Origin of the sequence: Nocardia sp. MH4, from assembly GCF_019266065.1 — a bacterium.
Classification (GTDB): domain Bacteria; phylum Actinomycetota; class Actinomycetes; order Mycobacteriales; family Mycobacteriaceae; genus Nocardia; species Nocardia canadensis.
Window position 1 is genome coordinate 86,213 of sequence record NZ_LPNR01000118.1, and the last position, 21,401, is coordinate 107,613.

A 21,401-nucleotide genomic window follows, 5' to 3' on the forward strand; every position below is an offset into this window, starting at 1 on the left:
GCGAACTCTCGGCCTTTCTGGCTTCCCGCAACGACATCGAGCTGGCCGCGCTCGTGGACGAGGGGCGCGCTGTGGCCCGAGCTTCAACGCATGGCGGGAACTCGCCGCGAATGTCCTTGTCACCGAGGCGGTTCTAGCTGGGGATGCTCGATTGTTCCCGCTGCTCTATCACTGGCGGGTGCTGCCCGGCCGGGCGCCGATCGCGGCCGAACACACCGATATCGACACGGTCGTCGCCGCGCAGGGTGATTCGCCCGCGGTACGGGTCCGTCTCGAGGCGCTGGCTGCCGCGACGGCGAGCCTCGTGCTGTTCTGTGAATACCTTCCGTACGGGATTGCGGACTGGCTGCGGGAGGACCCGGTGGGCAAGGCCGTGGTCGTCGAGCGGCAGATGTCGGAGATCGTGGGATTCCTCGGCGATCGGGAATTACTGCATATGGACGGGCATTTCGGCAATCTGCGCAGCGACGGGGAGCGGATCTATCTCACCGACTTCGGGCTGGCCACCTCGCCGCGCTTCGACTTGTCGGACGCCGAGCGTGAATTCGTCGCACGTCACGTGACGCATGACGCCGACTATCTCGCCATGCGACTGGTCAACTGGGTGGTGACCGATATCTGCGGAATATCGACGCCGGCCGGGAGTGCTCCCGTCGCCCGCAACGAGTACGTACTCCGATGCGCGGCGGGGCATATCCCCGACGACGTGGCACCGGTCGTAGCCGCGATCCTGACTCGCCACGCACCCGCCGCGGCGACGCTGAACGCCTTCTACTGGAAACTGTTCGCAGGCGAGGTCCACGCGGAATACCCCGGCACAGCGAGAGCGGCCGATTCCCAGGTCGGTCGTCGGCACGGGCCGCCAGGGGGCTAGCTCGGGTCGGCGTCCGGGGTGGGCGTTGCGTCGTTCGGGGCCGGAAGGTGACGGAGCAGAACCAGCACCAGGACCGTGGCGACCGCGGTGAGGCCGATGGCGACCAGTGAATTCACCTGGAGGGCATGGGTGTAGGCCTGGCGGGCGAGAGTGGCGAGTTCGGCGCCGAGGGTTTCCGGGAGCATGGCGGCGACGTGGAGAGCTCCGGCCAGGGTGTCCTCGGCGGCGTGGGTGACCTCGGTGGGCAGCCCGGCGGGCAGGCTCTCGGTCATCCGGCCGCGGTAGACCGCGGTTCCGATGCTGCCGATCACGGCGACACCGAGCGCGGCGGACAGTTCCTGGCCGGTCTCGGAGATCGCGGACGCGGCGCCGGCGCGGGCCGGGTCGACGGCGCCGACGATCAGGTCCAGGCCGAGCACGAACATCGGACTCAGGCCGAGGGAGAACACGACCATGCCGGTGACGATCAGCGCGAGGTCGTCGGCGCCGGAGAGCTGGGTGAAGATCGCGTACCCGGCCATGGCGATCACCAGCCCGCCCGCCATCAGATAGGCGGGCCGCACCCGTGGTGCGAGGGCGCTCACCGCCCCGGCCGCCACGACCATCGCCGCGGCCTGCGGCACCGTCCACAGCCCGGCTTCGAAGGCCGACAGCCCGAGTACCAGTTGCAGGTACTGCGACAGCAGCAGGAACAGTCCGCCCATGGCGAGCATGGCGACCATCAGCGCGACGAGCGAACCGCTGAATCGCACATTGCCGAACAGCCGCAGGTCGATGAGCGGATCGGTGAGCCGCCGCTGCCGCAGGACGAACACCGTGCCCAGCACCAGTCCGGTCCCCAGCACCGCGATCGCGTCGACCGCCCAGCCGTCCTTGGCCAGTTCCTTGATGCCGTAGATGACGGCCATCACCGACAGCAGCGACAACACCGCGCTCAGCACATCGAGCCTGCCCGGATTCGGGTCCTTGTACTCGGGCAACAGGATCGGCCCGGCCACCAGCAGCAGCACCATCGCGGGCACCGCGACCAGGAACACCGAGCCCCACCAGAAGTTCTCCAGCATCGCCCCGCCGACCAGCGGGCCGATCACCATGCCGATCATGAAGCTGGTCATCCACACGCTGATCGCGGTGGTGCGCTGGCGGTCGTCGTGGAACATGTTGCGGATCAGCGCCAGCGTCGACGGCATCAGGGTCGCGCCCGCGATGCCGAGCAGCGCCCGCGTGCCGATCAGCATGTTCGCGCTGGTGGAGTACGCGGCGACGATCGAGGCGACGCCGAACGCGAGCGCGCCGATCATCAGCAGCCGGCGCCTGCCGATCCGGTCACCGACGGTGCCCATGGTGATGAGGAATCCGGCGACCAGGAAGCCGTAGATGTCGAGGATCCACAGCAGCTGGGAGCTGCTCGGTTGCAGCGCCTCGCTGATCTGCGGGATGGCGAGGTAGAGGACGCTCAGATCCATCGAGATCAACAGCGTCGGCAGGGCGAGTACCGCCAGTCCGATCCACTCCCTGAGCCCGGCCGTCGTGGTGGGTTCGCCTGCGGCCTGCTCGCTCTGCGTGGACGTCACGGCACCGACGTTACCGACGAATCGACCGCATGTGCCAGGCGTTTTTCGGCGCCGCGGCCAGTCCGCCCGCCGAGAAGTCATTGGACATTGCCGGGCCGGTGCCGCGAGGATGGGCGCGGTGTCCACACGTAATGAACAGCTCAGGCTCGTCGATCCGCCGCGTCAGCCGGAGGATCCGGGCGAGCGGTTTCCGTGGTCGGCGGCCATCGACTCCACCTACTCGACCCGCGACGCCATCGACGCGCTGGCGCTCGCGCCGTTCCTGCGCGGTGACCAGTCCTTCGCCCGGCAGGCGCACCTGGATCGGGTGCGCCCCGACGCGCCCCTGCGCCCGGCCGACTCCCGGATCGTGCGCTCGGTGGCCGACGACGACAGCAGCGCGTTGCTGGTCGAAGGCGACGGCTGGTCGCTGCGGGCGGTGCGCTGGGCGGGCGGGTCGGCCACGGTCGAGGTGACCGCGGTCAGCGACGAACTCGCCGTCGCCGTGCTGGCCGGGGCCACGGCCGACGCCGTGCAGCCGCCGGGTGCCGGCGCCACCGTGGAAATGGGCTTCTGGCACATGGATGTCCGGCGGCCGCTGCGCAGGCGCCGCCAGATCAGCGCGCCCGCCTGGGCGGAGATCCGCGGCAACTACGCCGCGCCGGTCTCGGCGAGCATGGATCGGTTGATGGCGCTCGAGGTCGCCGAGATCAGAGGCAGGCTGGTGCTGCTGCACGGCGAACCGGGCACCGGCAAGACCACCGCGTTGCGCGCGCTCGCGCGGGCGTGGTCGTCGTGGTGTCAGGTCGACTGTGTCGTCGACCCCGAGGAACTGTTCAGCAATCCCGGCTATCTCATGGAAGTGGCGGCGGGCGCCGACGGCGACGACGGCAGCCGCTGGCGCCTGCTGGTGCTCGAGGACTGCGACGAACTCATCCGCGGCGAAGCGAAAGAGGCCGCGGGACAGAAACTGTCGCGCCTGCTCAACCTCACCGACGGCATGCTCGGGCAGGGCCGCAACGTGCTGATCGCGGTCACCACCAACGAGGACCTGTCCCGCCTGCATCCCGCGGTGGTGCGCCCCGGCCGCTGCCTGGCCCAGATCGAGGTCGGTCGCCTGTCGCCCACCGAGGCCCGCGACTGGCTCACCGCGCAGGACTGTCCGCCGGGCGAGCCGATCGGTTGCGAGGGCGCGACCCTCGCGGAGCTGGTCGCCCGCCGCGACGGCGAGATCCAGATCCAGTCCGTCACCCCGGACGCGACCGAGGTCGGCATGTACCTGTGACGCTCACGCGGGCGTGTGGGCCCTGATCAGTTCGGTGAGGTGGCGGCCGACGCGATCCAGCGGCTCGGTGCTGTGCTTGGCCAGCGACATCACCACCGCGCCCTCGATCGAGGCGATGACCGTGGTCGCCAGGGATCGGGCGGTGTCGGGGGCGATGTTCTCCGCGCGCAGCCGCGTCTCCAGGGCATGTTCCCAGTTCCCGAAGGCCTCGCCCGCGGCGTCGGCCGCCGACGCGGATTCCGAGCGGCCGAGGGCGGCCGCGACGATCGGGCAGCCCGCCAGGAAATCGCTGGACTCGACGACGTGCTTCCACGCGTCGGCGAAGGAGGCGATGGTCGTCTCCGGCTTCGCGTCGGCGCCGAACGTCTCGATGAGCGTCGTCATCGCCCGCCCGGCGACCCGGGTGGCCTCGGTGATCAGCTCGGATTTGCCGCCGGGGAAGTTCAGGTAGATCGTCCGGCGGGAGAGCCCGCTGTGGTCGAGCAGTTGCGCGACTCCGGTCCCGGTCACGCCGTTGCGGCGGACCAGGTCGATCGCGCTCTGCACGAGTCCGTCGCGCGCTGCCATCGGCGTCCTTTCGGTCGGTTCGATTGAAGTATACCGATCGGTGTACTACCGTTCGGGCAAGTACACCGATCGGTGTAGCGCGCGATCCGTGGAGGAGTCGACGATGACAGCCCTGAGTGACCCGCTCGCCCTGCCGTGCGGCCAGGTGCTCGGCAACCGGCTGATGAAGGCCGCCCTGAGCGAGGGTCTCGGCACCCCGGCGGCGGGACCGGACGAACGCCTCGACCGGCTGTACCGCCGCTGGGGAACCGGCGGCTTCGGCCTGGTGGTGACCGGCAATGTCATGGTCGATCGCGACCATCTCGGCGAACCGGGCAATGTCGTCGTCGAGGACGAGCGCCATCTCGACGATCTGCGCCGCTGGTCGGCCCACGCGACCGGGGCGGGCGCCCGTATCTGGATGCAGATCAATCATCCCGGGCGCCAGGCGAATCCGCTGATGACCAAGGTCCAGCCGGTGGCGCCGTCGGCGATCGGCCTCGGCCTGCCCGGCATCCCCGCGCCGCGCGCGCTCACCGACCCCGAGATCGTCGAGATCGTGCACCGCTTCGCCACCACCGCGCGGATCGCCGAGCGGGCGGGTTTCGACGGCGTGCAGATCCACGGCGCGCACGGATACCTCGTCTCCCAGTTCCTCTCGCCGCTGGCCAATCAGCGCGAGGACCGCTGGGGCGGCGACCCCGAGCGGCGGGCGCGGTTCGTGCTCGAGGTGGTCCGCGCGATCAGGGCCGAGGTGTCCTCGACGTTCGCGGTCGCGATCAAGCTCAACTCCGCCGACTTCCAGCGCGGTGGTTTCACCGAGGACGAGTCGCGCGCGGTGGTGCGGCGCCTGGCCGACGAGCGTCTCGACCTGATCGAGATCAGCGGCGGCAGTTACGAATCGCCGGCCATGATGGGCAGGCCGGTGGCCCGGTCGGCGAGCACGGCGGCGCGCGAGGCGTACTTCCTCGAGTACGCGCGGTCGGTACGGGCGGTCGCGGGCTCGGTGCCGCTGGCCGTCACCGGCGGATTCCGGTCCCGTCCGGCCATGCTCGACGCGGTCGAGTCGGGGGAGTGCGATGTGGTCGGCCTCGGGCGTCCCACCGCCGTCGATCCCGGCGCGGCCGCGCAGATCCTGCATCAGCGCACCGAGCGCCTGCATTCGCCCAGCATCACGCTCGGCCTGCCCGCGCGGGTGGCGACGCTGCCCAATGTCAAGAGTCTCGAAGGCGCCCTCGACCTGCAGTGGCACACCGACCAGCTGCATCGTCTCGGCGCGGGCGCCGACCCTGATCCCGACCGCGCGCCGTGGCTCACGGCGGCGGCCATGCTCAAACACCATGGTGTCGACGCGTTCCGGAGCAGAAGGAGTTCTACCGTGACCCGGCCGGCGAAGGACCCGGCTCTGCGCAAGTTCGAGTTCGAACGCGCGGTGGGGCGCTATCTCGCCAACCCGACCGTCCGCGCTCTGAGCCGCATCGGCATCCGCACTTCGTTCGCGACCGAACTGGAGACGACCGGCCGCAAGTCCGGGCAGGCCAGGGTGGTCCCGGTGTCGGTGTCGTTCGACGACACCGGCGCGTGGGTGATCAGCCAGCACGGGACCAGGTCGGGCTGGGCAGCCAATATCGGGGCCGAGCCGAAAGTTCGCGTCCGCCAGGGTGATCGGTGGCGGACCGGGGTCGCGGAATTGCGTCCGGCCGACGACGTCGTCGCGCGGGCGCGTAGCTTCGCGCCCAACCCGGTCTTCGCCGGGCTGACGGCGGCGACCTTCCGCGCGTTGCAGAGCACGCCGATCTCGGTCCGGATCACCTTCACCGACTGACGACCTCGGCCCGCGCGGCACAGGCCAGAGTGAGCACGAGCGGCACGGCCAGCGCCGCGGTGAGCGGGACGAGGGCGGTCAGCCAGCCGATCATGGCCGGCCCGGCCAGCAGCCCGAGATAGCCGATGGTGAACACCCGGGACATGTCGGTCGCGGCGGTCGTGCCACCCAGATTGCCCGCCGCGGTGAAGATCTGGGGCACTCCACCGGCCAGCCCCAGGCCGCACATCGCCCAGCCCGCCAAGGTCAGCGGCAACCACGGCGACGCGATGACCACCGCGAAACCGGCCGCGGCCAGCAGGCTGCCGTAGCGCACGATGGCGACCGGACCGATCGCGCCGCTGACCCGGTCGGCCAGGAACCGGCCCAGCGTCATGGTCGCGGAGAAGGCGCCGAACGCCAGGGCGGCATCGGATTCGGAGACGCCCAGGTGTTCGCGCGCCTGGAGCGCGCTCCAATCGCCCGCGACGCCTTCGGCGAGCAGCAGGACGAAGGCGATGACACCGAGGGAGAGCACTTTTCGGGTGCGCACTCGGGCGCGCTGTTCTGTCGTCGGCCCGGTGGACGGGTCCGACGCCGCGATCGTCGATCGGGTGGCATCGGTGGCGCCCGGTTCGGCGCCCACCGGCGGGGCGAGTTCCGGGCGCCCGTCGCGGGTCATCGCCTCGGCCGGGTACGCGCGGTCGGGCTCACCCGCGTCCGCCTCGGGCGTCCGACCGGGGTCGTCGTAGTGCTCCGGTCGTGAATCGGCGTCGGACCGGTGGTGCGGAATCAGGTGTGGCACGAGCATGGCGGTGACAGCCAGTCCAGCGATCCCCGCGAGGGTCAGCGTCAACTGCGGTGACCAGCCGAGGCGCTGGGTGGCGGCGCCGACCAGCGCGCCCGCGAACCCGCCGCCGGAGAACATGGCGTGGAACGCCGACATGATCGGCCGGTGATAGGCCCGCTCGACGTGCACCGCCTGGGTGTTCATCGAGACATCGAGCGCGCCGTTGCCGAGTCCGAAACAGGCCAGCGCGATCGCCAGCGTCACCGGGCCCGTGGCCAGCGCGGGACCGAGCACCGTCACCGAGACGGTGGTCGCGGCCACCGCGACGAGTGTGCGGCTGCCGAATCGGTCGGCGGCCGGGCCCGCGAGCCGCATCCCCACGATCGCGGCCCCGGCCAGCAGCAGGACGAACATCCCGAGCAACGAGGCCGACACCCCGGTCCGATCGGTGATCGCCGGAATGTGCACCACCCACATGGCCAGCAGGAACCCGTTCAGTGTGAACACGGAGAACACGGCGGCCCTGGCGAACCGGAGCTCGCGGTCGATCGTCGCTGGAGTCACCGATTCGACGGTACCCGCGCCCGCTGCCGGACGCGGGCAGACCGAGCCGACCACGCGCTGCCGGTCCGGGCGCGCAGCCCGTGGGCAGCCGGCTCACTCCTGGGGCGTCCAGATTCCAGTGGCCGCGGTCTCCTTGGCGTATTCGCTGAAATCCCGCGGCGCGCGGCCGAGCGCGCGCTCGACGCCGTCGGCGGTGGCGGAGTTGCGGCCGTCGAGGATGGTGCCGAACAGGTAGTCGAGCAGGCTGATCACATCGTCGGGGACCTGGTATTCGGCCAGTGTCGCAACGAATTCCGGGCGCGAGGCTGGGATGAACGCGATCTCGCGGCCGCTGGCCGCGGCGATCTCGCCCACGGCCTCGGCGAAGGTCAGGGCCCGCGCCCCGGTGATCTCGTAGATCTCGCCCGCGTGCCGGGCATCGGTGAGCGCGGCCACGGCGACCTCGGCGATGTCGTCGGCGTGCGCGAACGGTTCGGGCACATCGCCGTTGGGCAGGGCGACCGCGCCGGCGAGCACGTCGGGCAGGAAGGCGCCCTCGCTGAAGTTCTCCGCGAAGAAGGCGGAGCGGACCACGGTCCAGGCCAGGCCCGAATTCTCCACGATCACTTCGCATTCGCGCGCTTCGGGCTCGCCGCGACCGGACAACAGGACCACCGAGGTCACCCCGGCCGCCTTCGCGGCGGCGGTGAACGCGTGGATGACATCCGGTGCGCCGGGGACGGCGAGATCGGGCTGGTAGGACAGGTAGACCGAGTCGACCCCGGCCAGGGCCGGGCCCCAGGTGGCCCGGTCGGTCCAGTCGAACGGGATCGGGGCGGTACGCGAGCCGAGCCGGACCGGGTGGCCCGCGGCCGCCAGGCGCGCCGCGACACGGCTGCCGGTCTTGCCGGTGCCGCCGGTGACGAGGAAAAGCTGCTGGTGAGAAGCGGTGTTTGTCATGAGATAAGTACATCGGTCCTGGGCCGCGGGCAACATCGTCGTACCGCTCGCGAACATGCGCGGTCGTCTACTGTGGACGACGTGGATGCGTTGGCCGGACTGCTCGAAGGGCCGCGTGCTCGCGGTGCGTTCCTGATGTGCTCGCTGCTGAACCCGCCGTGGTCACTGCGGATCCAGGACGGCGCGCCGTTGACGGTGCTCGCGATGATCCGGGGAAACGCCTGGGTCGGTACCGATTCCCAGCCGCCGCGGCAGCTCCGCGCCGGTGATGTCGCGATCTTCCGTGGGCCGCACCCGTATACGGTGGCCGACGATCCGGCGACCGAACCGCAGATCATCATCCAGCCGGGTCAGGTCACCACCACAGCCGATGGTGAGATCCTGTGCGAGACACTGAGTCTCGGGGTACGACAGTGGGGCACCGACGCCGACGGCGAGACGCTGATGGTGACCGGCACCTACGAATCGGCGGGTGCGGTGAGCAGGCGGCTGCTGCGGGCGCTGCCGCAGGTCGCGGTGCTGCCGCGTGGTGATCTCGACACCCGGCTGCTCGATCTGCTCGTCGACGAGGCCACCAAGGACCTGCCTGCCCAGACCGCCGTGCTGGACCGCCTGCTCGACCTGCTGCTCATCGCCGCCCTGCGCGCGTGGTTCGCCCGCGACGACGCCCCCGCCTGGTATCACGCCTACAGCGATCCGCTGGTCGGCAAGGCCCTGCGCCTGCTCCAGCACAACCCGGCCCACCCGTGGACGGTGGTCGCGCTGGCCGAGGCGGTCGGGATGTCGCGGGCCGCGCTGGCCCGGCGGTTCACCGAGTTGGTCGGCGAGCCACCGATGACGTTCCTGACCGAATGGCGGCTGTCACTGGCCGCCGATCTGCTGGCCGAGTCCGACTCGACGGTGGAAGCCATCGCCCACCAGGTCGGCTACGGCAGCGCCTTCGCGCTCAGCACCGCGTTCAAGCGGCACTTCGGGGTGAGTCCGCGCGACCACCGGCAGGGAAACACGGCCGCGCTGTCGTCGTCCGCATGAGCGGTCGGTTCCCGGCGGCGATCGCGGAACGTGGCCACGCCGGGCCGCAGGCCCATGCTGCATGATGACAGCGTGAGCTATCCCGTCCTGTGGCCGATGCCGACTCGCTGGGCCGACAACGACCAGTACGGCCACGTGAACAACGTGACCTACTACTCCTACTTCGACACCGCGGTGAACGCCTGGCTGATGCGCGCCACCGGCACGGATATCACCGCGCTGCCCGCGCTCGGCGTCGTCGCCCAGACCTCGTGCCGGTTCCACGGTTCGGTGAGCTTCCCCGACCAGTTGCAGGTCGGCCTGCGCATCGCCCGCCTCGGCACCTCGAGCATCACCTACGACCTGGCGATCTTCAAGGAGACCGAGGCGGGACTCGAACTGGCCGCGACGGGCGATTTCGTGCACGTCTATGTCGACGCCGACACCCGCAAACCGGTGGCGATCCCGGAGGTCGTCCGGACCGCCGCGGCCGAACTCGTCACCGAGTAGCCGAACTCAGGAGGCGATGACGCCGACCTCCGGCCATTCGCTCGCACGGCGGGCGCGCAGGATGATCTGGCCCGCCGGGCTGTAGCCGGGCGGGCCGGGTAGCGCCGAGAAGGTGGTCTTATCGATCACCAGCGCGGAATCGAGCTGGTCACGGCTGGGGCCGAAATGGTATTCGACCTCGGTGGTTTCGTCGCGAACCTTCTTGAAATACACCAGTGTTGCCATCGCCGGATCTCCGCGTAGACCTGCGCCGGTCAGCGGATCGTGACCGGCGGCTACCGACCATCGTGGCAGGGATCGAGCGATCGCGCGGCTACCTCGGGCGAATTGTTCCGAGCGAGTTGCGCGCTCACCCGCGCAGCATCGTCTGGAATCGGCGCATGCCGGAAATCCACCGGTCGTAGTCGGAGCCCTTGTTGCGGTACATCTGCAGGACCTCCTGGTGCGGCAGGATCAGGAAGTGCTCGGCGGCCATCGCCTCGATCACCGTCTCGGCGACCTCCTCGGTCGAGAGCACCGCGCCCGCCGTCGTCACGGCCTTGATCGCCAGCGCGGCCGCCTCCGGTGCGTCGGGGATCAGGTCGCCGCTGAGCAGCCGGGTATCGACGCCCATCGGGCACAGGCAGCTCACCCGGACGCCCTGGTCGCCGTAGGTGACCGAGAGCCATTCGGCGAAGCCGACCGCCGCGTGCTTGGTCACCGAATAGGGCGCCGAGCCGATCTGGGTGAGCAGCCCGGCCGCCGACGCGGTCGAGACGAAGTACCCGCCGCCGCGCTCGACCCAGCCGGGTACGAGCAGCCGCGCGGCGCGCACATGCGCCATCACGTTCACCTCGAGTGCCGCCGACCACTGGTCCTCGGTGCTCTCCAGACCGGGTCCGCCGCCGATGCCCGCGTTCGCGAAGAACAGATCGACCGGACCGAACGAGCCTTCCGCCGCCGCGATGAGCTCGGCGATCACCTGCTCGTCGGCCACGTCACCGCCGACCGCGACGGCGTTCTCGCCCAGCTCATTTGCTACTTTCGCCGCGGTGTCCGCGTCGATGTCGGCGACGACGACCCGCGCGCCGCCCGCGACGAGCCGATGCGCGAGCGCGGCGCCGATGCCGCCGCCCGCGCCCGTGACGATGCCGACCTTGCCTGCAATCTCCATGACCGCACCCTAACGGCGGCCGTCACCGCTCGGCGGGGAATTCCGCCACCACGGTGTACAGCGCGGGGTGCGCGGTGGCATAACTCGGCGCGGCCGAGAGCCGCCGCTGGAATTCGGGGTTCGCGCCCGCGGCGCGCCAGGCCTGCTCCCCGTCCCAATGCGCGATATCTACCAGTGGGAAGCGGACGCCGGGGTCGATGGCTCGGTGCAGGCGATGGTCCCGGAAACCGGGCGCGCGCGACATCAGGCCGGCGCGAGTGTGCCAGTGCCCGATGAACTCGTCGATCCGCGCCACGAGCAGATCGAAGGCGTTGACGAAGACGATGCCCGCACCGGTCGCCGGCGCCTCGGCGGTGTACTGGGCGGCCACGCCGTAGCTGCCGGTCGCCGCCTCGACCGGCGCCGTGAACAGGGGCGTGGTGCTGTCGACGTCGACGACGCCGACCGAGATCAGCTGATGCGCGGTGCCGCGCTCGATCGCCCGGAGCAGGACGGCGGTAGCCACGCCCGGCACGAGATCGGGCCGCCACGCGGGCCGCAGGGCGTCGACTCGCGCGGCCGAGGTCTCGACGATGCTGATCTCGATCATGGTGCCCACCTGAGGAATTCGGCCCGTTTCCGACGCGGTGCCGCTGCGTCGAGGATAGGCCGAGTCGCCGCGTCGTGCCCGCCGTCAGGTGGTGACCGCCGCCGCGGGCTGCGGTGCCTGCGCCACCGGTTCGGCCGGGGCGATCGCGGCGCGGGCCATGGTGCCGAGGCGGGTGTGGTTGAAGACCAGGTTCAGCAGGAACGCGGCGCCGGCGCCCAGCGTGACGCCGCTGTCGAGCAGGATCTGCGCCGAGGTCGGGAACTTGGTGAACATGCCGCTGGTCAGCTCGGGCAGCAGGCCGATGCCGATCGCGGTCGCGGCGATGGTGGCGTTGACCCGGTCGAGCAGGTCGGCCTGGCGCAGCGTGTTGACGCCGACCACCGCGACCGTCGCGAACAGCACCAGCCCGACCCCGCCGACCACCGGCTTCGGGATCGCCGCGACGACCTCGCCGATCCGTGGCACCAGCCCCAGGACCACCAGGATCGCGCCGCTCACCGCGGTCACGTACCGGCTGTAGATCCGCGTCGCCGCGACCGCGCCGACGTTCTGGTTGAAGATCGTGTCGACGAACGCGGTGAAGACCCCGCCCAGCACGCCCGAGAGGCCGTCACCGACCAGGCCGCGGGCCAGATCGCCCTTGCCGACGGGCTTGCCGGTGATCTCGCTGATCGCGAGCATGCTCGCGGTCGACTCGGCGAACACCACGGCCATCACGATGCTCATCGCCACCACCGCGGTCACCGGGAACTGCGGTGCGCCGAAGTGGAAGGGCTGCGGGATCCCGACCCAGTCGGCGGTGCCGATGCCCGCGGTGCTCACCAGGCCCATCGGCAGCGCGATCGCGATCCCGGCGACCAGCGCGATGAGCACGCCCAGTTGCGACCACACCCCGCGGCCGAGGCAGACGAACCCGACCGCGATCAGCACCACGACCGCGGCCAGCCCGATGTTCGACGGCGCGGCGAAGCTCGGCGACTTCGGGTCGGTGCCGATGATCAGGCCCCCGGCGACCCCGATCAGCGACACCCCGACCACCGTCAGCACGGTTCCGGTGACCAGCGGTGGGAACAAGCGCACGACCCGGGCGAACGGCCAGGCCAGCGCGATGCCGACGACACCGCCGATCAGCATCGACCCGTAGACGGCGTCCAGGCCGTACTCCTTGGCGATCAGGATCATCGGATTCAAGCCGACGAAGGTCGCGCCACACACGATCGGCAGGCGCGCGCCCGCCAGCTTGCCAACGCCGAGGCTCTGCACCAGCGTGATGATCCCGGCGACCAGCAGATCGGCGCTGATCAGCAGTCCGATGGTCGACCGGTCGAGCCCAGCGGCCGCGCCGAACACCAGCGGCACGGTGATACATCCGGTGTACATGATCAAGACGTGCTGGATGCCGAACACCAGCTGCCGCGCGAACGGCAGCCGGGTGTCGACGGGATGTAACTCATTCATGCACCTGTTTGTAGCCCGCCATTTTTACCGCCGATGCGCGTCGTGTTTCGGCGGTGTGACGGGTCGGGTATATCGCTCAGACGCGGCTGAGCAGCGTCAACGGGTCCTCGAGGAAGCCCGCGGTGGTCGCGAGGAAGCGGGCGCCGAGCTCGCCGTCGACCATCCGGTGATCGAAGCTCAGACCCAGCGTGGTCACCCAGCGCACGGCCAGTTCGTCGCGGAACACCCACGGCCGCTTGCGGATCGATCCGAGGCACAGGATCGCGGCCTCGCCCGGATTCACCAGCGGCACCCCGGTGTCCACGCCGAACACCCCGACATTGGTGATGGTGAAGGTGCCGCCGCGCAGATCGGCGGGCGTGGCGTTGCCCGATCGGGCCGTCTCGGCCGACCAGCTGATCTCCCGGCACAGTTCACGCAGGCTCAGCGACTGCGCCTCCTTGAGATTCGGCACCAGCAGCCCGCGCTCGGCGGCCACCGCGATCCCCAGGTTCACGTAGTGCTTGGTGACGATCTCCTGGTTCTGCTCGTCCCAGGCGGCATTGATTCCCGGATACTCCGCGATCGCCGCCAGTGCGGCCTTGGCCACCAGGGCCAGCGGAGTGAGGGTGAGTCCCTCGAACGATGTCGTCGTGCGCAGGTGATCGAGCAGTTCCATCGTGGCGGTGCAGTCGACGGTGACGAAGGTGCTGGCCTGCGGGATCGTGCGGGAGCTGGCCTGCATCGCCGCGGCGGTGCGCTTGCGGATGCCGGTGACGGGGGTGCGGTGCTCGCGGGCGGTCGGCTCGATCAGCCCGCCGTCGGCGTCGCCGGAGTGCCCGTCGACCGGCGCGGGCGCGGTCTCACCCGCGCGCGCCGGTGTCCTCGGTGCCGTCACCGGGACGGCCGAGCGCACGTCCTCCACGGTGACCGCGCCCTCCGGCCCCGAGCCTGCGACGAACCACAGATCGATGCCGAGTTCCTTGGCCAGCTTGCGCGCCGCGGGCGTGGCCGCCGCGCGATGAGTGCTCGGCGTGCTCGACGCCATCGCGGCCGCCGGGGTGGATCTGCGCCTGCGCGATGTGGATTCGGCCTCCGGGCCGTAGCCGACCAGCACGTCGTTGCGGGTGACGTGGTCGGCGGTCGGCGGCGCGGTGACCTCGAGATCGTTGCGCACCCGGATCAGCGGCGCACCGACCGGAACGGTGTCGCCCGGCTGGGCCAGCAGCTCCACGACCACCCCGGAGAACGGCGACGGCAGCGCGACGACGGCCTTGGCGGTCTCGACCTCCGCGATGGTCTGGTTCAGTTCCACCGTGTCGCCGACCGCGACGGCCCAGGACACCAGGTCACCGTCGGCGAGGCCCTCGCCCAGATCGGGTAGGCGGAATTCGAGAACATGACCGTCGTCGGCGGCTTGTTCCGGCACTGCGGCACCTTTCATCACGCGGCTAGACAGCGATCGACCGCCGCCAGAATGCGGTCGGGGTCGGGCAGGTGGTGCTTTTCGAGCTTAGCCGGGGGGTAGGGGATGTCGTAGCCACCGACGCGCAGCACCGGCGCCTCGAGGTGATAGAAGCAGCGTTCGGTGATCCTGGCCGCGATCTCGGCGCCGAGCCCGGCGAAGACCGGCGCCTCGTGCACGACGATCAACCGGCCGGTCTTGTCGACCGATTCGGCGATCGTGTCGACGTCGATCGGCGAGAGACTGCGCAGATCGATCACCTCCAGCGAATGTCCTTCCTCGGCCGCGATCTTCGCCGCAGTGAGCGCGGTGGCGACGGTGCCGCCGTAGGCGACCACGGTCGCGTCCGCGCCGCGGGTGCACACCCTGGCCTTGTGCAGCGGCAGATCCGGTTCGCCGTCGAAATCTACGTCGGATTTGTCCCAATAGCGACGTTTCGGTTCGAAGAACACCACCGGATCGTCCAGCGCGATGGCCTGGCGGATCATCGAATACGCGTCCGCGGGGGTGCTCGGCGAGACGACCCGCAGGCCCGCGGTATGCGCGAAATACACCTCCGGCGACTCCGAATGGTGCTCGACCGCACCGATGCCGCCACCGAACGGAATGCGAATCGTCAACGGCGCCTTCACCTTGCCGCCGGTGCGGTAGTGGATCTTGGCGACCTGGGAGACGATCTGGTCGAAGGCGGGATAGACGAAACCGTCGAACTGGATCTCCACCACCGGGCGGTAGCCGCGCAAGGCCATTCCGAAAGCCGTGCCGACGATGCCGGATTCGGCCAGCGGAGTGTCGATCACGCGGTTGTCGCCGAAGTCCTTCTGCAAGGTGTCGGTCACCCGGAACACGCCACCGAGCCTGCCGATGTCCTCGCCGAGCAGGACCACCTTGGCGTCGTCTTCCATGGCGCGGCGCAGGCCGGTGTTGAGGGCGGCGGCGAAGGTGGTGATCATGACTGGGCTCCTTCGGCGAGGTAGGCCGAGAGCTGCTGTGCCTCTTCGGTGATCAGGGGGTGCTCGGTCGCGTAGACGTGGTCGAACATGCGCTCGGGGTCGGGATCGGGCATCTCCAGCGTCGCGGTGCGCACACGGCGGGCGACGTCGTCGGCGGTGGCGGCCACCTGGCGGGCGAACTCCGGGTCGAGGTGGCCCTCGCGGTCGAGCAGCAGGCGGATGCGCTCGATCGGGTCGCGGTGTTCCCAGTACTCGGTGTCGGCGGCGGTGCGGTAGCGCGACGGGTCGTCGGCGGTGGTGTGCGGGCCCATCCGGTAGGTCATCGCCTCGATGAAGGTGGGGCCGCCGCCGGTGCGGGCCCGCTCCACCGCCTGGCGGGTGACGGCGAGGACCGCCAGCACATCGTTGCCGTCGACCTGCACGCCCGGGATGCCGTAGCCGTCGGCCCGGCGCACCAGCGGCACGTGGCTCTGCACCGTCACCGGTTCGCTGATCGCCCACTGGTTGTTCTGGCAGAAGAAGACCACCGGCGCGCTCCAGGTCGCGGCGAAGCCGAGCGCTTCGGCGATGTCGCCCTGGCTGGTCGCGCCGTCACCGAAGTAGGCGATGGTGGCGATGTCGGCGCCGTCGAGGTGGGCGGCGTAGGCGTAGCCGGTGGCGTGCAGCCCCTGGGAGCCGACGACGATGTTGGCGTTGGTCATGTTGACCGTGTCCGGGTCCCAGCAGTGATGGGCGACGCCGCGCCACAGGGTGGTCAGCTGTTCGGGCGCGACACCGCGGACGTAGGCCACCGCGGTCTCGCGGTAGGAGCAGAACACGTAGTCGTCGGGGTGCAGGGCATGCGCCGAGCCCACCTGGGCGGCCTCCTGGCCGAGCAGCGGGGGCCACAGGCCGAGCTGTCCCTGGCGTTGCAGGGCGGTAGCCTCGACGTCGATCCGGCGGGTCACGACCAGGTCCTCGTAGAGCTGCCGCAACCGTCCGGCATCGATGTCGGCGACCAGCGCGGCGTGTTCGCGATCGAACACGCGCCTGCCGTCCGGCTGAACCAACTGGACCGGGTAGGTCTGCTTCTCCGACATCGAGATCGCCTCCTCACCACCGCGCCTTGTGGGCCGATGCAAGTACGACAATCGCTGAGTGCGATGTGTATCACTCAGCATCCACGATAAAGCCGACTGCGCAAGCGACCGACACGGCAATGAGCAGAATGCATGGTCTGGACCCGTCGCGCGCTGTCATACTGCGTCGTATGACAAGTCGCGAACCCGACGCCGTGACACTGGACGCCACCGACGCGCGGCTGCTGCGCGAGCTGATCGCCAATCCCCGGGCCACCGGCGTCGAGCTGGCCGCCCGCCTCGGCTTGTCCCGCAATACCGTCCAGGCCCGGCTGGCCCGCTGGGACAACGGCGGCGTGCTGGGCAGCTTCGAGCGACGCGTCGAGCCCCGCGCTCTCGGCTACCCGCTGGCGGCCTTCGTCGCGGTGGTCGTCGACCAGCATCAACTCGACTCCGTCGTCGACGAACTCGCCGACGTCCCCGAGGTCACCGAGGTCTGCGGCATGACCGGCTCCACCGACCTCACCGTCCGTATCGTCGCCCGCGACGCCGACGACCTCTACCGCATCGCCGGCCGGATCCTCAAGATCCCCGGCGTGGAACGCACCAACATGGCCCTGGTGATGCGCGAACTCGTCGGCCCCCGCACCGCCCCCCTCCTCGACCGCCTCGCCGGGCCGAACTGAGAGCCGTCGGCGGTGCGCCGCCCTGTGCCGATCGTGTTGCCCAGCGCGGTGTCGGCCCTACGTGCCGGACGGCAGGAAGCGGCGGACGAGGAGACCGGCCAGGAGGGCCCAGAAGGCTCCGCCGATGCCGAAGAAAGTGGTGCCGGAGGCGGCTACCAGGAAGGTGACCAGGCCGGACATGCGGTGGTCGGGGTCGGTGAGGGCGCCGGTGAGGGCGGCGGCGAGGGTAGCGAGCAGCGCCAGGCCCGCCACGGTTTCCAGGGTGCCTGCCGGGGCGGCGGCGATCAGGGTGACCAGGGCGGCCGAGGCGAGGCCGAGGATCAGGTAGGCGGCGCCCGCGGTGGCGGCGGCGATCCAGCGGCGTTTCGGGTCGGGGCTCGCGGCGGGGGCGGCGGACAGCGCGGCGCTGATGGCGGCGAGGTTGATCGCGTGGCCGCCCGCGGCGGCGCCGGCGATGGTGCCGATGCCCGTGACGAGCATCGACGCGCGCCAGGGCACCTGGTAGTCGAACGAGCGCATCACCGCGACGCCGGGAATGTTCTGCGAGGCCATCGTGACGATGTAGAGCGGCACCGCGATGCCGACGATCGCCTGCCAATGCCAGTGCGGCGCCGTCCATTCCACGGTCGGGACCATCGCGGCGAGATCGAGGTGCCGGTCGCGGACCGCGATGTCGACGCCGGTGCCGATCGCCGCGGTGGCGAAGGCCACCAGCACCGCCCACTTCGGCGCGTACCGCTGCAGCACCAGCCACACCAGGATGACCGGCACGACCACGGCGGGGGAGGTGTGCAGCGCCTTGACCGGCGCCAAGCACAGCGGGACGAGTACTCCGGCGAGCATCGCCTGCGCGATCGGCACCGGGATCGCCGCCACCAGCGACCCGAGCCGCTGCCACAGCCCGGTGATGACGATGAGCACGCCGGTCACCGCGAACGCCGCGACCGCGCCGGGCCAGCCGCCGGCCACCAGCCCGGTGCTCGCCAGCAGCGCCGCGCCCGGCGTCGACCAGGCCAGCGTGATCGGGATCCGGTACCGGAAACTGAGCAGCAGAATGCCGATGCCCTGCGTGAAGCACAGGATCATCAGCCCGGATGCCGCCTGCGCCGGGCTCGCGCCCACCGCCCGCAAACCGCTGAGCACCACCGCGAACGAACTGGTGAACCCGACCAGTGCGGTGATCGCGCCCGCGCCGAGCGGTTGCGCGATTCCGGCCCGAGGTTCGGTGACCTCATCGGGCGTGGTGGTGACCTGCGACATTGTCCCGATATTGCCGGTCGGTGCTGCCGCTGTCGCCTGCCAGTACCGGGAAAGTGGCCTGATCTGCGGTCGGCGCCGGGCAGTCCAGTTCGTGCCGGCAGGCGGTCGAGGATGGACCATGTCGGCGCGTCGCCGCAGTCGGTTCACCCGGCCGGTGGCCGGATTCGTCGGTCGAGCCGAGGTCGCGGCCATGTTCGGCACCGGTGAACCGCCCGCTCTGCGTAGGGTGGCGACGGGGGATTCGCAGGTACGACCGTGGTGAGGAGTGGCAGTGGGCGCGGTATTGATCTCCCCGGAGGAGCTCCGGGAAGAGCTGGCGGACAACAACATCCACCTGCTCGATGTGCGGTGGGCGCTCGGTGATCCGAACGGCCCGCAGCATTATCTCGACGGGCACATCCCGGGCGCGGTCTTCGTCGACCTGGAGACCGAACTCGCCGCCGCGCCCTCGCCCGCGCGCGGCCGTCACCCGCTCCCCGATCCGGGCACCTTCGAAAAGTGCGCGCGCAGTTGGGGACTGGGCGACGGTGAACCGGTGGTGGTCTACGACGCGACCGGCGGCATGGCCGCGGCCAGGGCCTGGTGGCTGCTGCGCTGGGCCGGGGTCGCCGACGTCCGCATCCTCGACGGCGGCCTGCCCGCCTGGACCGCCGCCGACGGCGAGCTCGCCACCGGCGCCGAGCCGGACCCGGCCACCGGTGACCTGGTGGTCCGTCCCGGTGCTCTGCCGGTGATCGACGCCGACGCCGCGGCGGGCTGGTCCGGCGTGCTCCTCGATGCCCGCGCGGGCGAACGCTATCGCGGTGAGGTGGAGCCGGTCGATCCGCAGGCCGGGCACATCCCCGGCGCGGTGAGCGCCCCGACCGCCGACAACCTCGACGACACCGGACGTTTCCACCCCGCCGACACCCTGCGCGCCCGCTTCGCCGCGTTCGGGGACGGCCCGGTCGCCGTGTACTGCGGCTCCGGCGTCACCGCCGCGCACCAGATCGCGGCCCTCGCCGTGGCGGGCATCCCGGCCGCGCTGTATCCGGGCTCCTGGTCGCAATGGTCCAACGACCCGAAGCGCCCGGTCGCGACGGGAGCCTAGGCCAGGCCGGAAGGTCGAGCGGGCGCCTCGCGCGCCGCGCTCGCGGACCCGCGCTCGCCGGCGCACCGGTGGACGGCTGATCGCGGCAGTCGCCGTCACCGGGGCTCAGGGGCAGCCGCGGGCGATGTCGTGGAGGGCGGCGTTGTCGGCGGCGGTGATCGGGAGGTCGTAGTCGACGGCGACCGTGAGGTACTTCGCGGCGTAGAAGCAGTGGTTGGCGCGGGCCGGGGGGAGCCAGTCGGCCGGGGTGTCGTCGCCCTTGGACTGGTTGGTGGTGGCCCCGGTGGCCAGCAGGTTCACCGACAGGTCGTTGGCGAAGCGCAGGCGCTGGGCGGGCGGCCAGCCGGCCGCGCCCATGTCCCAGGCGGCGGCCAGCGGGTAGACATGGTCGATCTGCACCCGGCCGCCGTCGGACTTGCGGAAGGTGATGTCGGCGCCGGTGTAGGGGTCGGTGAGCACGCCCTCGACGACGACGCAGCGGCCGCGCAGCACCACCTCGCGCAGCTGTCCGGCGAGGACGTTGTTGCGCGTATCGCAGCCGTCGTGGCCGCCCGGTGCGTCGGTGTCGTCGGACCAGGCGGTGCCGAACACGCACGCCTGGCCCGCCTTGCAGCCGCGTTCGTAGCCGCCGGGACGGGGGCGGGCCGCGATCACCCGCACCCGCTCGAGCAGCGCGGTCACCTCGGCACGCGTCGGACTCCCGGGTGCCGGGGTGACCGGTTCATCCGGGGTGAGAACGCCACAGCCCGCGACCGCGAGCACCATCACCAGCAGCCGCGCCCATGTCCACATACCTGCAGGTTGTAGCCGGAGGCACCGACAACAACCCGCGCGGGCTCACAACCAGGCGCGGGCGAGGATGTCGTCGGCGGCTACTTCGCTGGAGTTCGGCGGGAATCGCGTCGCCGCGATCGAGGACACGTGTGTGCCGTCGTGGCCGACCAGCCAGGATCCGCCACGGTCCTCGCATTCGGCGATCTTGGCGAACACGGTCAACAGGAAGGTGATCGACTCGCGCGGATCGGCCGTGTGGGCCAGACGCTGGGATTCGCCAGGTCTGGACAGGTCGAGCCACACCCCGGATTGGCCGTCCAGGCGCATGCCGACGATCTTTCCGGTGTCGATGAAAGTGAATTTGCGCCGTTCCCACGGGGTTGTCGGGGTATAGCTCTGCTCGAGAACCTGGAGCAGAATCGTCATCACTGCCCTCCGCACGCATACAAGGGGTTCATCGGCCGAGCCGGAGCGAGCCCGGTTCGCCTGGGTCGTTATGTAGTTGTCGCCGGTGGATGGTCCGGCCCGTGACCAGGGGATATCCAAGTATGTTCCGGGATCGGCGAGAAATCCAGGGGGAGGAGCCGCCGCGCCGGTTGTCGGTGCCGACTGCTTGGATGGAACCCATGCTGCACGGTCTGTGGTCCCCCGGGTCGGGCCTGCTGCTGTGGCACGACGGGGCGCCGGTGGCCGTCGGCTCGGTGCTGGGCGACATCCTCGAACGCGCCAGGTTCCGGCATCGCGCCGAGGTGCTCGTCGTCGATGCCGCGGGACGGCCCGATACCGCCGAGGTGCGCGCCCACGCGCTCGCGCCGCCCACGGCGGCCGTCGTGCTGCGCAGCAGACTCGGGCGCGAGCACATCGCCGGCGATCTGCGGTTCCTCGGGCATGTCGCCCGTGGCGTCGAACGATGGGTGCGGGCGGGCCGGGTGGTGCCGCAGGTCGAGCGGGCCGACGGCCAGTGGTGGGTGCGCTGGCGGCTGGTCGGCGGGCAGCGGCAGCGGGCGTGGCTGGCCGAGCTGGCCGCCGCGATGCCCGCCGCGCTGCGCGTGGCCGGGTC

General features: G+C 70.7%; 21 protein-coding genes and 1 pseudogene. 8 read left to right on the top strand and 14 right to left on the bottom strand.

What is annotated here, in order from left to right; translation table 11 throughout:
* Positions 1-151 precede the first annotated feature (151 nt).
* On the top strand, positions 152-874 hold the full coding sequence (locus tag ATM97_RS26720; RefSeq protein WP_255588473.1) for a serine/threonine protein phosphatase: 723 nt from the start codon (positions 152-154) through the stop codon (positions 872-874).
* Here the strand turns inward: ATM97_RS26720 and ATM97_RS26725 are convergent.
* Positions 871-2,448, bottom strand: a complete 1,578-nt coding sequence (locus ATM97_RS26725; RefSeq protein WP_218720952.1) for an MFS transporter — start codon at positions 2,446-2,448, stop codon at positions 871-873. The genes ATM97_RS26720 and ATM97_RS26725 overlap by 4 nt on opposite strands.
* 109 nt (positions 2,449-2,557) lie before the next feature.
* Between ATM97_RS26725 and ATM97_RS26730 the strand changes: the two genes are divergently transcribed.
* The gene (locus ATM97_RS26730; RefSeq protein WP_218720953.1) at positions 2,558-3,712 is read left to right on the top strand and encodes a DUF5925 domain-containing protein; all 1,155 of its coding nucleotides are present in this window, start codon (positions 2,558-2,560) and stop codon (positions 3,710-3,712) included.
* A gap of 3 nt (positions 3,713-3,715) precedes the next feature.
* On the opposite strand, the gene ATM97_RS26735 is transcribed toward ATM97_RS26730, so the two are convergent.
* The gene (locus tag ATM97_RS26735; protein WP_218720954.1) at positions 3,716-4,279 is read right to left on the bottom strand and encodes a TetR/AcrR family transcriptional regulator; all 564 of its coding nucleotides are present in this window, start codon (positions 4,277-4,279) and stop codon (positions 3,716-3,718) included.
* Positions 4,280-4,382: 103 nt separating this feature from the next.
* On the opposite strand from ATM97_RS26735, the gene ATM97_RS26740 reads away from it, so the two are divergent.
* Positions 4,383-6,083 carry a nitroreductase family deazaflavin-dependent oxidoreductase gene (locus ATM97_RS26740; RefSeq protein ID WP_218720955.1) on the top strand — a complete coding sequence of 567 codons (1,701 nt, stop codon included), beginning with the start codon at positions 4,383-4,385 and terminating at the stop codon, positions 6,081-6,083.
* On the opposite strand, the gene ATM97_RS26745 is transcribed toward ATM97_RS26740, so the two are convergent.
* Positions 6,073-7,416, bottom strand: a complete 1,344-nt coding sequence (locus ATM97_RS26745) for an MFS transporter (protein WP_308248630.1) — start codon at positions 7,414-7,416, stop codon at positions 6,073-6,075. The two genes, ATM97_RS26740 and ATM97_RS26745, sit on opposite strands and share 11 nt — an antisense overlap.
* A gap of 93 nt (positions 7,417-7,509) precedes the next feature.
* Positions 7,510-8,355: an NAD(P)H-binding protein gene (locus ATM97_RS26750; protein ID WP_218720957.1), complete on the bottom strand. Its 846-nt coding sequence runs from the start codon at positions 8,353-8,355 to the stop codon at positions 7,510-7,512.
* An 81-nt stretch (positions 8,356-8,436) separates the two neighbouring features.
* Here ATM97_RS26750 and ATM97_RS26755 point away from each other — a divergent pair, with 81 nt between their 5' ends.
* Both ATM97_RS26755 and ATM97_RS26760 read left to right on the top strand, forming a co-directional pair.
* Entirely contained in the window at positions 8,437-9,387 is a 951-nt protein-coding gene (locus ATM97_RS26755; protein WP_218720958.1) for an AraC family transcriptional regulator, read from the top strand.
* Between the two features lie 54 nt (positions 9,388-9,441).
* On the top strand, positions 9,442-9,876 hold the full coding sequence (locus tag ATM97_RS26760) for a thioesterase family protein (protein ID WP_218720959.1): 435 nt from the start codon (positions 9,442-9,444) through the stop codon (positions 9,874-9,876).
* A gap of 6 nt (positions 9,877-9,882) precedes the next feature.
* Here the strand turns inward: ATM97_RS26760 and ATM97_RS26765 are convergent, their stop codons facing one another.
* From ATM97_RS26765 to pdhA, 7 genes are all read right to left on the bottom strand, one after another.
* Entirely contained in the window at positions 9,883-10,101 is a 219-nt protein-coding gene (locus tag ATM97_RS26765) for a hypothetical protein (RefSeq protein WP_218720960.1), read from the bottom strand.
* A gap of 124 nt (positions 10,102-10,225) precedes the next feature.
* Entirely contained in the window at positions 10,226-11,029 is an 804-nt protein-coding gene (locus ATM97_RS26770; RefSeq protein WP_218720961.1) for an SDR family oxidoreductase, read from the bottom strand.
* 22 nt (positions 11,030-11,051) lie between these two features.
* Entirely contained in the window at positions 11,052-11,618 is a 567-nt protein-coding gene (locus ATM97_RS26775) for an antibiotic biosynthesis monooxygenase (protein ID WP_218720962.1), read from the bottom strand.
* Between the two features lie 84 nt (positions 11,619-11,702).
* Positions 11,703-13,076, bottom strand: coding sequence for a uracil-xanthine permease family protein (locus tag ATM97_RS26780; protein ID WP_218720963.1), 1,374 nt, complete (start codon positions 13,074-13,076; stop codon positions 11,703-11,705).
* A gap of 76 nt (positions 13,077-13,152) precedes the next feature.
* Entirely contained in the window at positions 13,153-14,484 is a 1,332-nt protein-coding gene (locus tag ATM97_RS26785) for a dihydrolipoamide acetyltransferase family protein (RefSeq protein WP_308248631.1), read from the bottom strand.
* Between the two features lie 14 nt (positions 14,485-14,498).
* Positions 14,499-15,473, bottom strand: a complete 975-nt coding sequence (locus tag ATM97_RS26790) for an alpha-ketoacid dehydrogenase subunit beta (RefSeq protein ID WP_218720965.1) — start codon at positions 15,471-15,473, stop codon at positions 14,499-14,501.
* The gene (gene pdhA / locus ATM97_RS26795) at positions 15,470-16,552 is read right to left on the bottom strand and encodes a pyruvate dehydrogenase (acetyl-transferring) E1 component subunit alpha (RefSeq protein WP_218720966.1); all 1,083 of its coding nucleotides are present in this window, start codon (positions 16,550-16,552) and stop codon (positions 15,470-15,472) included. Before pdhA ends, ATM97_RS26790 begins: the two co-directional genes overlap by 4 nt.
* 170 nt (positions 16,553-16,722) lie before the next feature.
* On the opposite strand from pdhA, the gene ATM97_RS26800 reads away from it, so the two are divergent.
* Positions 16,723-17,217, top strand: coding sequence for an Lrp/AsnC family transcriptional regulator (locus tag ATM97_RS26800; RefSeq protein ID WP_218720967.1), 495 nt, complete (start codon positions 16,723-16,725; stop codon positions 17,215-17,217).
* Between the two features lie 57 nt (positions 17,218-17,274).
* Here the strand turns inward: ATM97_RS26800 and ATM97_RS26805 are convergent, their stop codons facing one another.
* Positions 17,275-18,477 carry a benzoate/H(+) symporter BenE family transporter gene (locus ATM97_RS26805; protein ID WP_218720968.1) on the bottom strand — a complete coding sequence of 401 codons (1,203 nt, stop codon included), beginning with the start codon at positions 18,475-18,477 and terminating at the stop codon, positions 17,275-17,277.
* 271 nt (positions 18,478-18,748) lie between these two features.
* Here ATM97_RS26805 and ATM97_RS26810 point away from each other — a divergent pair, with 271 nt between their 5' ends.
* Positions 18,749-19,567, top strand: a complete 819-nt coding sequence (locus tag ATM97_RS26810; RefSeq protein ID WP_374104908.1) for a sulfurtransferase — start codon at positions 18,749-18,751, stop codon at positions 19,565-19,567.
* A gap of 105 nt (positions 19,568-19,672) precedes the next feature.
* Here the strand turns inward: ATM97_RS26810 and ATM97_RS26815 are convergent, their stop codons facing one another.
* Both ATM97_RS26815 and ATM97_RS26820 read right to left on the bottom strand, forming a co-directional pair.
* Positions 19,673-20,359 (bottom strand): HNH endonuclease family protein, encoded by a 687-nt coding sequence (locus tag ATM97_RS26815; protein WP_218720969.1) that lies wholly within the window; start codon positions 20,357-20,359, stop codon positions 19,673-19,675.
* Between the two features lie 45 nt (positions 20,360-20,404).
* Complete coding sequence (locus tag ATM97_RS26820; protein ID WP_218720970.1) at positions 20,405-20,767, bottom strand: hypothetical protein; 363 nt, start codon at positions 20,765-20,767, stop codon at positions 20,405-20,407.
* Positions 20,768-20,967: 200 nt separating this feature from the next.
* On the opposite strand from ATM97_RS26820, the pseudogene ATM97_RS26825 reads away from it, so the two are divergent.
* A pseudogene (locus tag ATM97_RS26825) lies at positions 20,968-21,401 on the top strand (ATP-dependent helicase); the annotation flags it as partial.

What these genes read in the sequence shown, in the direction of transcription:
- ATM97_RS26765 (WP_218720960.1), bottom strand. Translation starts at nt 10,101, where the DNA reads ATGGCAACACTGGTGTATTTCAAGAAGGTTCGCGACGAAACCACCGAG.
- ATM97_RS26820 (WP_218720970.1), bottom strand. Translation starts at nt 20,767, where the DNA reads ATGACGATTCTGCTCCAGGTTCTCGAGCAGAGCTATACCCCGACAACC.
- ATM97_RS26815 (WP_218720969.1), bottom strand. Translation starts at nt 20,359, where the DNA reads ATGTGGACATGGGCGCGGCTGCTGGTGATGGTGCTCGCGGTCGCGGGC.
- ATM97_RS26750 (WP_218720957.1), bottom strand. Translation starts at nt 8,355, where the DNA reads ATGACAAACACCGCTTCTCACCAGCAGCTTTTCCTCGTCACCGGCGGC.
- ATM97_RS26775 (WP_218720962.1), bottom strand. Translation starts at nt 11,618, where the DNA reads ATGATCGAGATCAGCATCGTCGAGACCTCGGCCGCGCGAGTCGACGCC.
- ATM97_RS26805 (WP_218720968.1), bottom strand. Translation starts at nt 18,477, where the DNA reads ATGTCGCAGGTCACCACCACGCCCGATGAGGTCACCGAACCTCGGGCC.
- ATM97_RS26740 (WP_218720955.1), top strand. Translation starts at nt 4,383, where the DNA reads ATGACAGCCCTGAGTGACCCGCTCGCCCTGCCGTGCGGCCAGGTGCTC.
- ATM97_RS26790 (WP_218720965.1), bottom strand. Translation starts at nt 15,473, where the DNA reads ATGATCACCACCTTCGCCGCCGCCCTCAACACCGGCCTGCGCCGCGCC.
- ATM97_RS26780 (WP_218720963.1), bottom strand. Translation starts at nt 13,076, where the DNA reads ATGAATGAGTTACATCCCGTCGACACCCGGCTGCCGTTCGCGCGGCAG.
- ATM97_RS26735 (WP_218720954.1), bottom strand. Translation starts at nt 4,279, where the DNA reads ATGGCAGCGCGCGACGGACTCGTGCAGAGCGCGATCGACCTGGTCCGC.
- ATM97_RS26800 (WP_218720967.1), top strand. Translation starts at nt 16,723, where the DNA reads ATGACAAGTCGCGAACCCGACGCCGTGACACTGGACGCCACCGACGCG.
- ATM97_RS26770 (WP_218720961.1), bottom strand. Translation starts at nt 11,029, where the DNA reads ATGGAGATTGCAGGCAAGGTCGGCATCGTCACGGGCGCGGGCGGCGGC.
- ATM97_RS26760 (WP_218720959.1), top strand. Translation starts at nt 9,442, where the DNA reads ATGCTGCATGATGACAGCGTGAGCTATCCCGTCCTGTGGCCGATGCCG.
- pdhA (WP_218720966.1), bottom strand. Translation starts at nt 16,552, where the DNA reads ATGTCGGAGAAGCAGACCTACCCGGTCCAGTTGGTTCAGCCGGACGGC.
- ATM97_RS26730 (WP_218720953.1), top strand. Translation starts at nt 2,558, where the DNA reads ATGGGCGCGGTGTCCACACGTAATGAACAGCTCAGGCTCGTCGATCCG.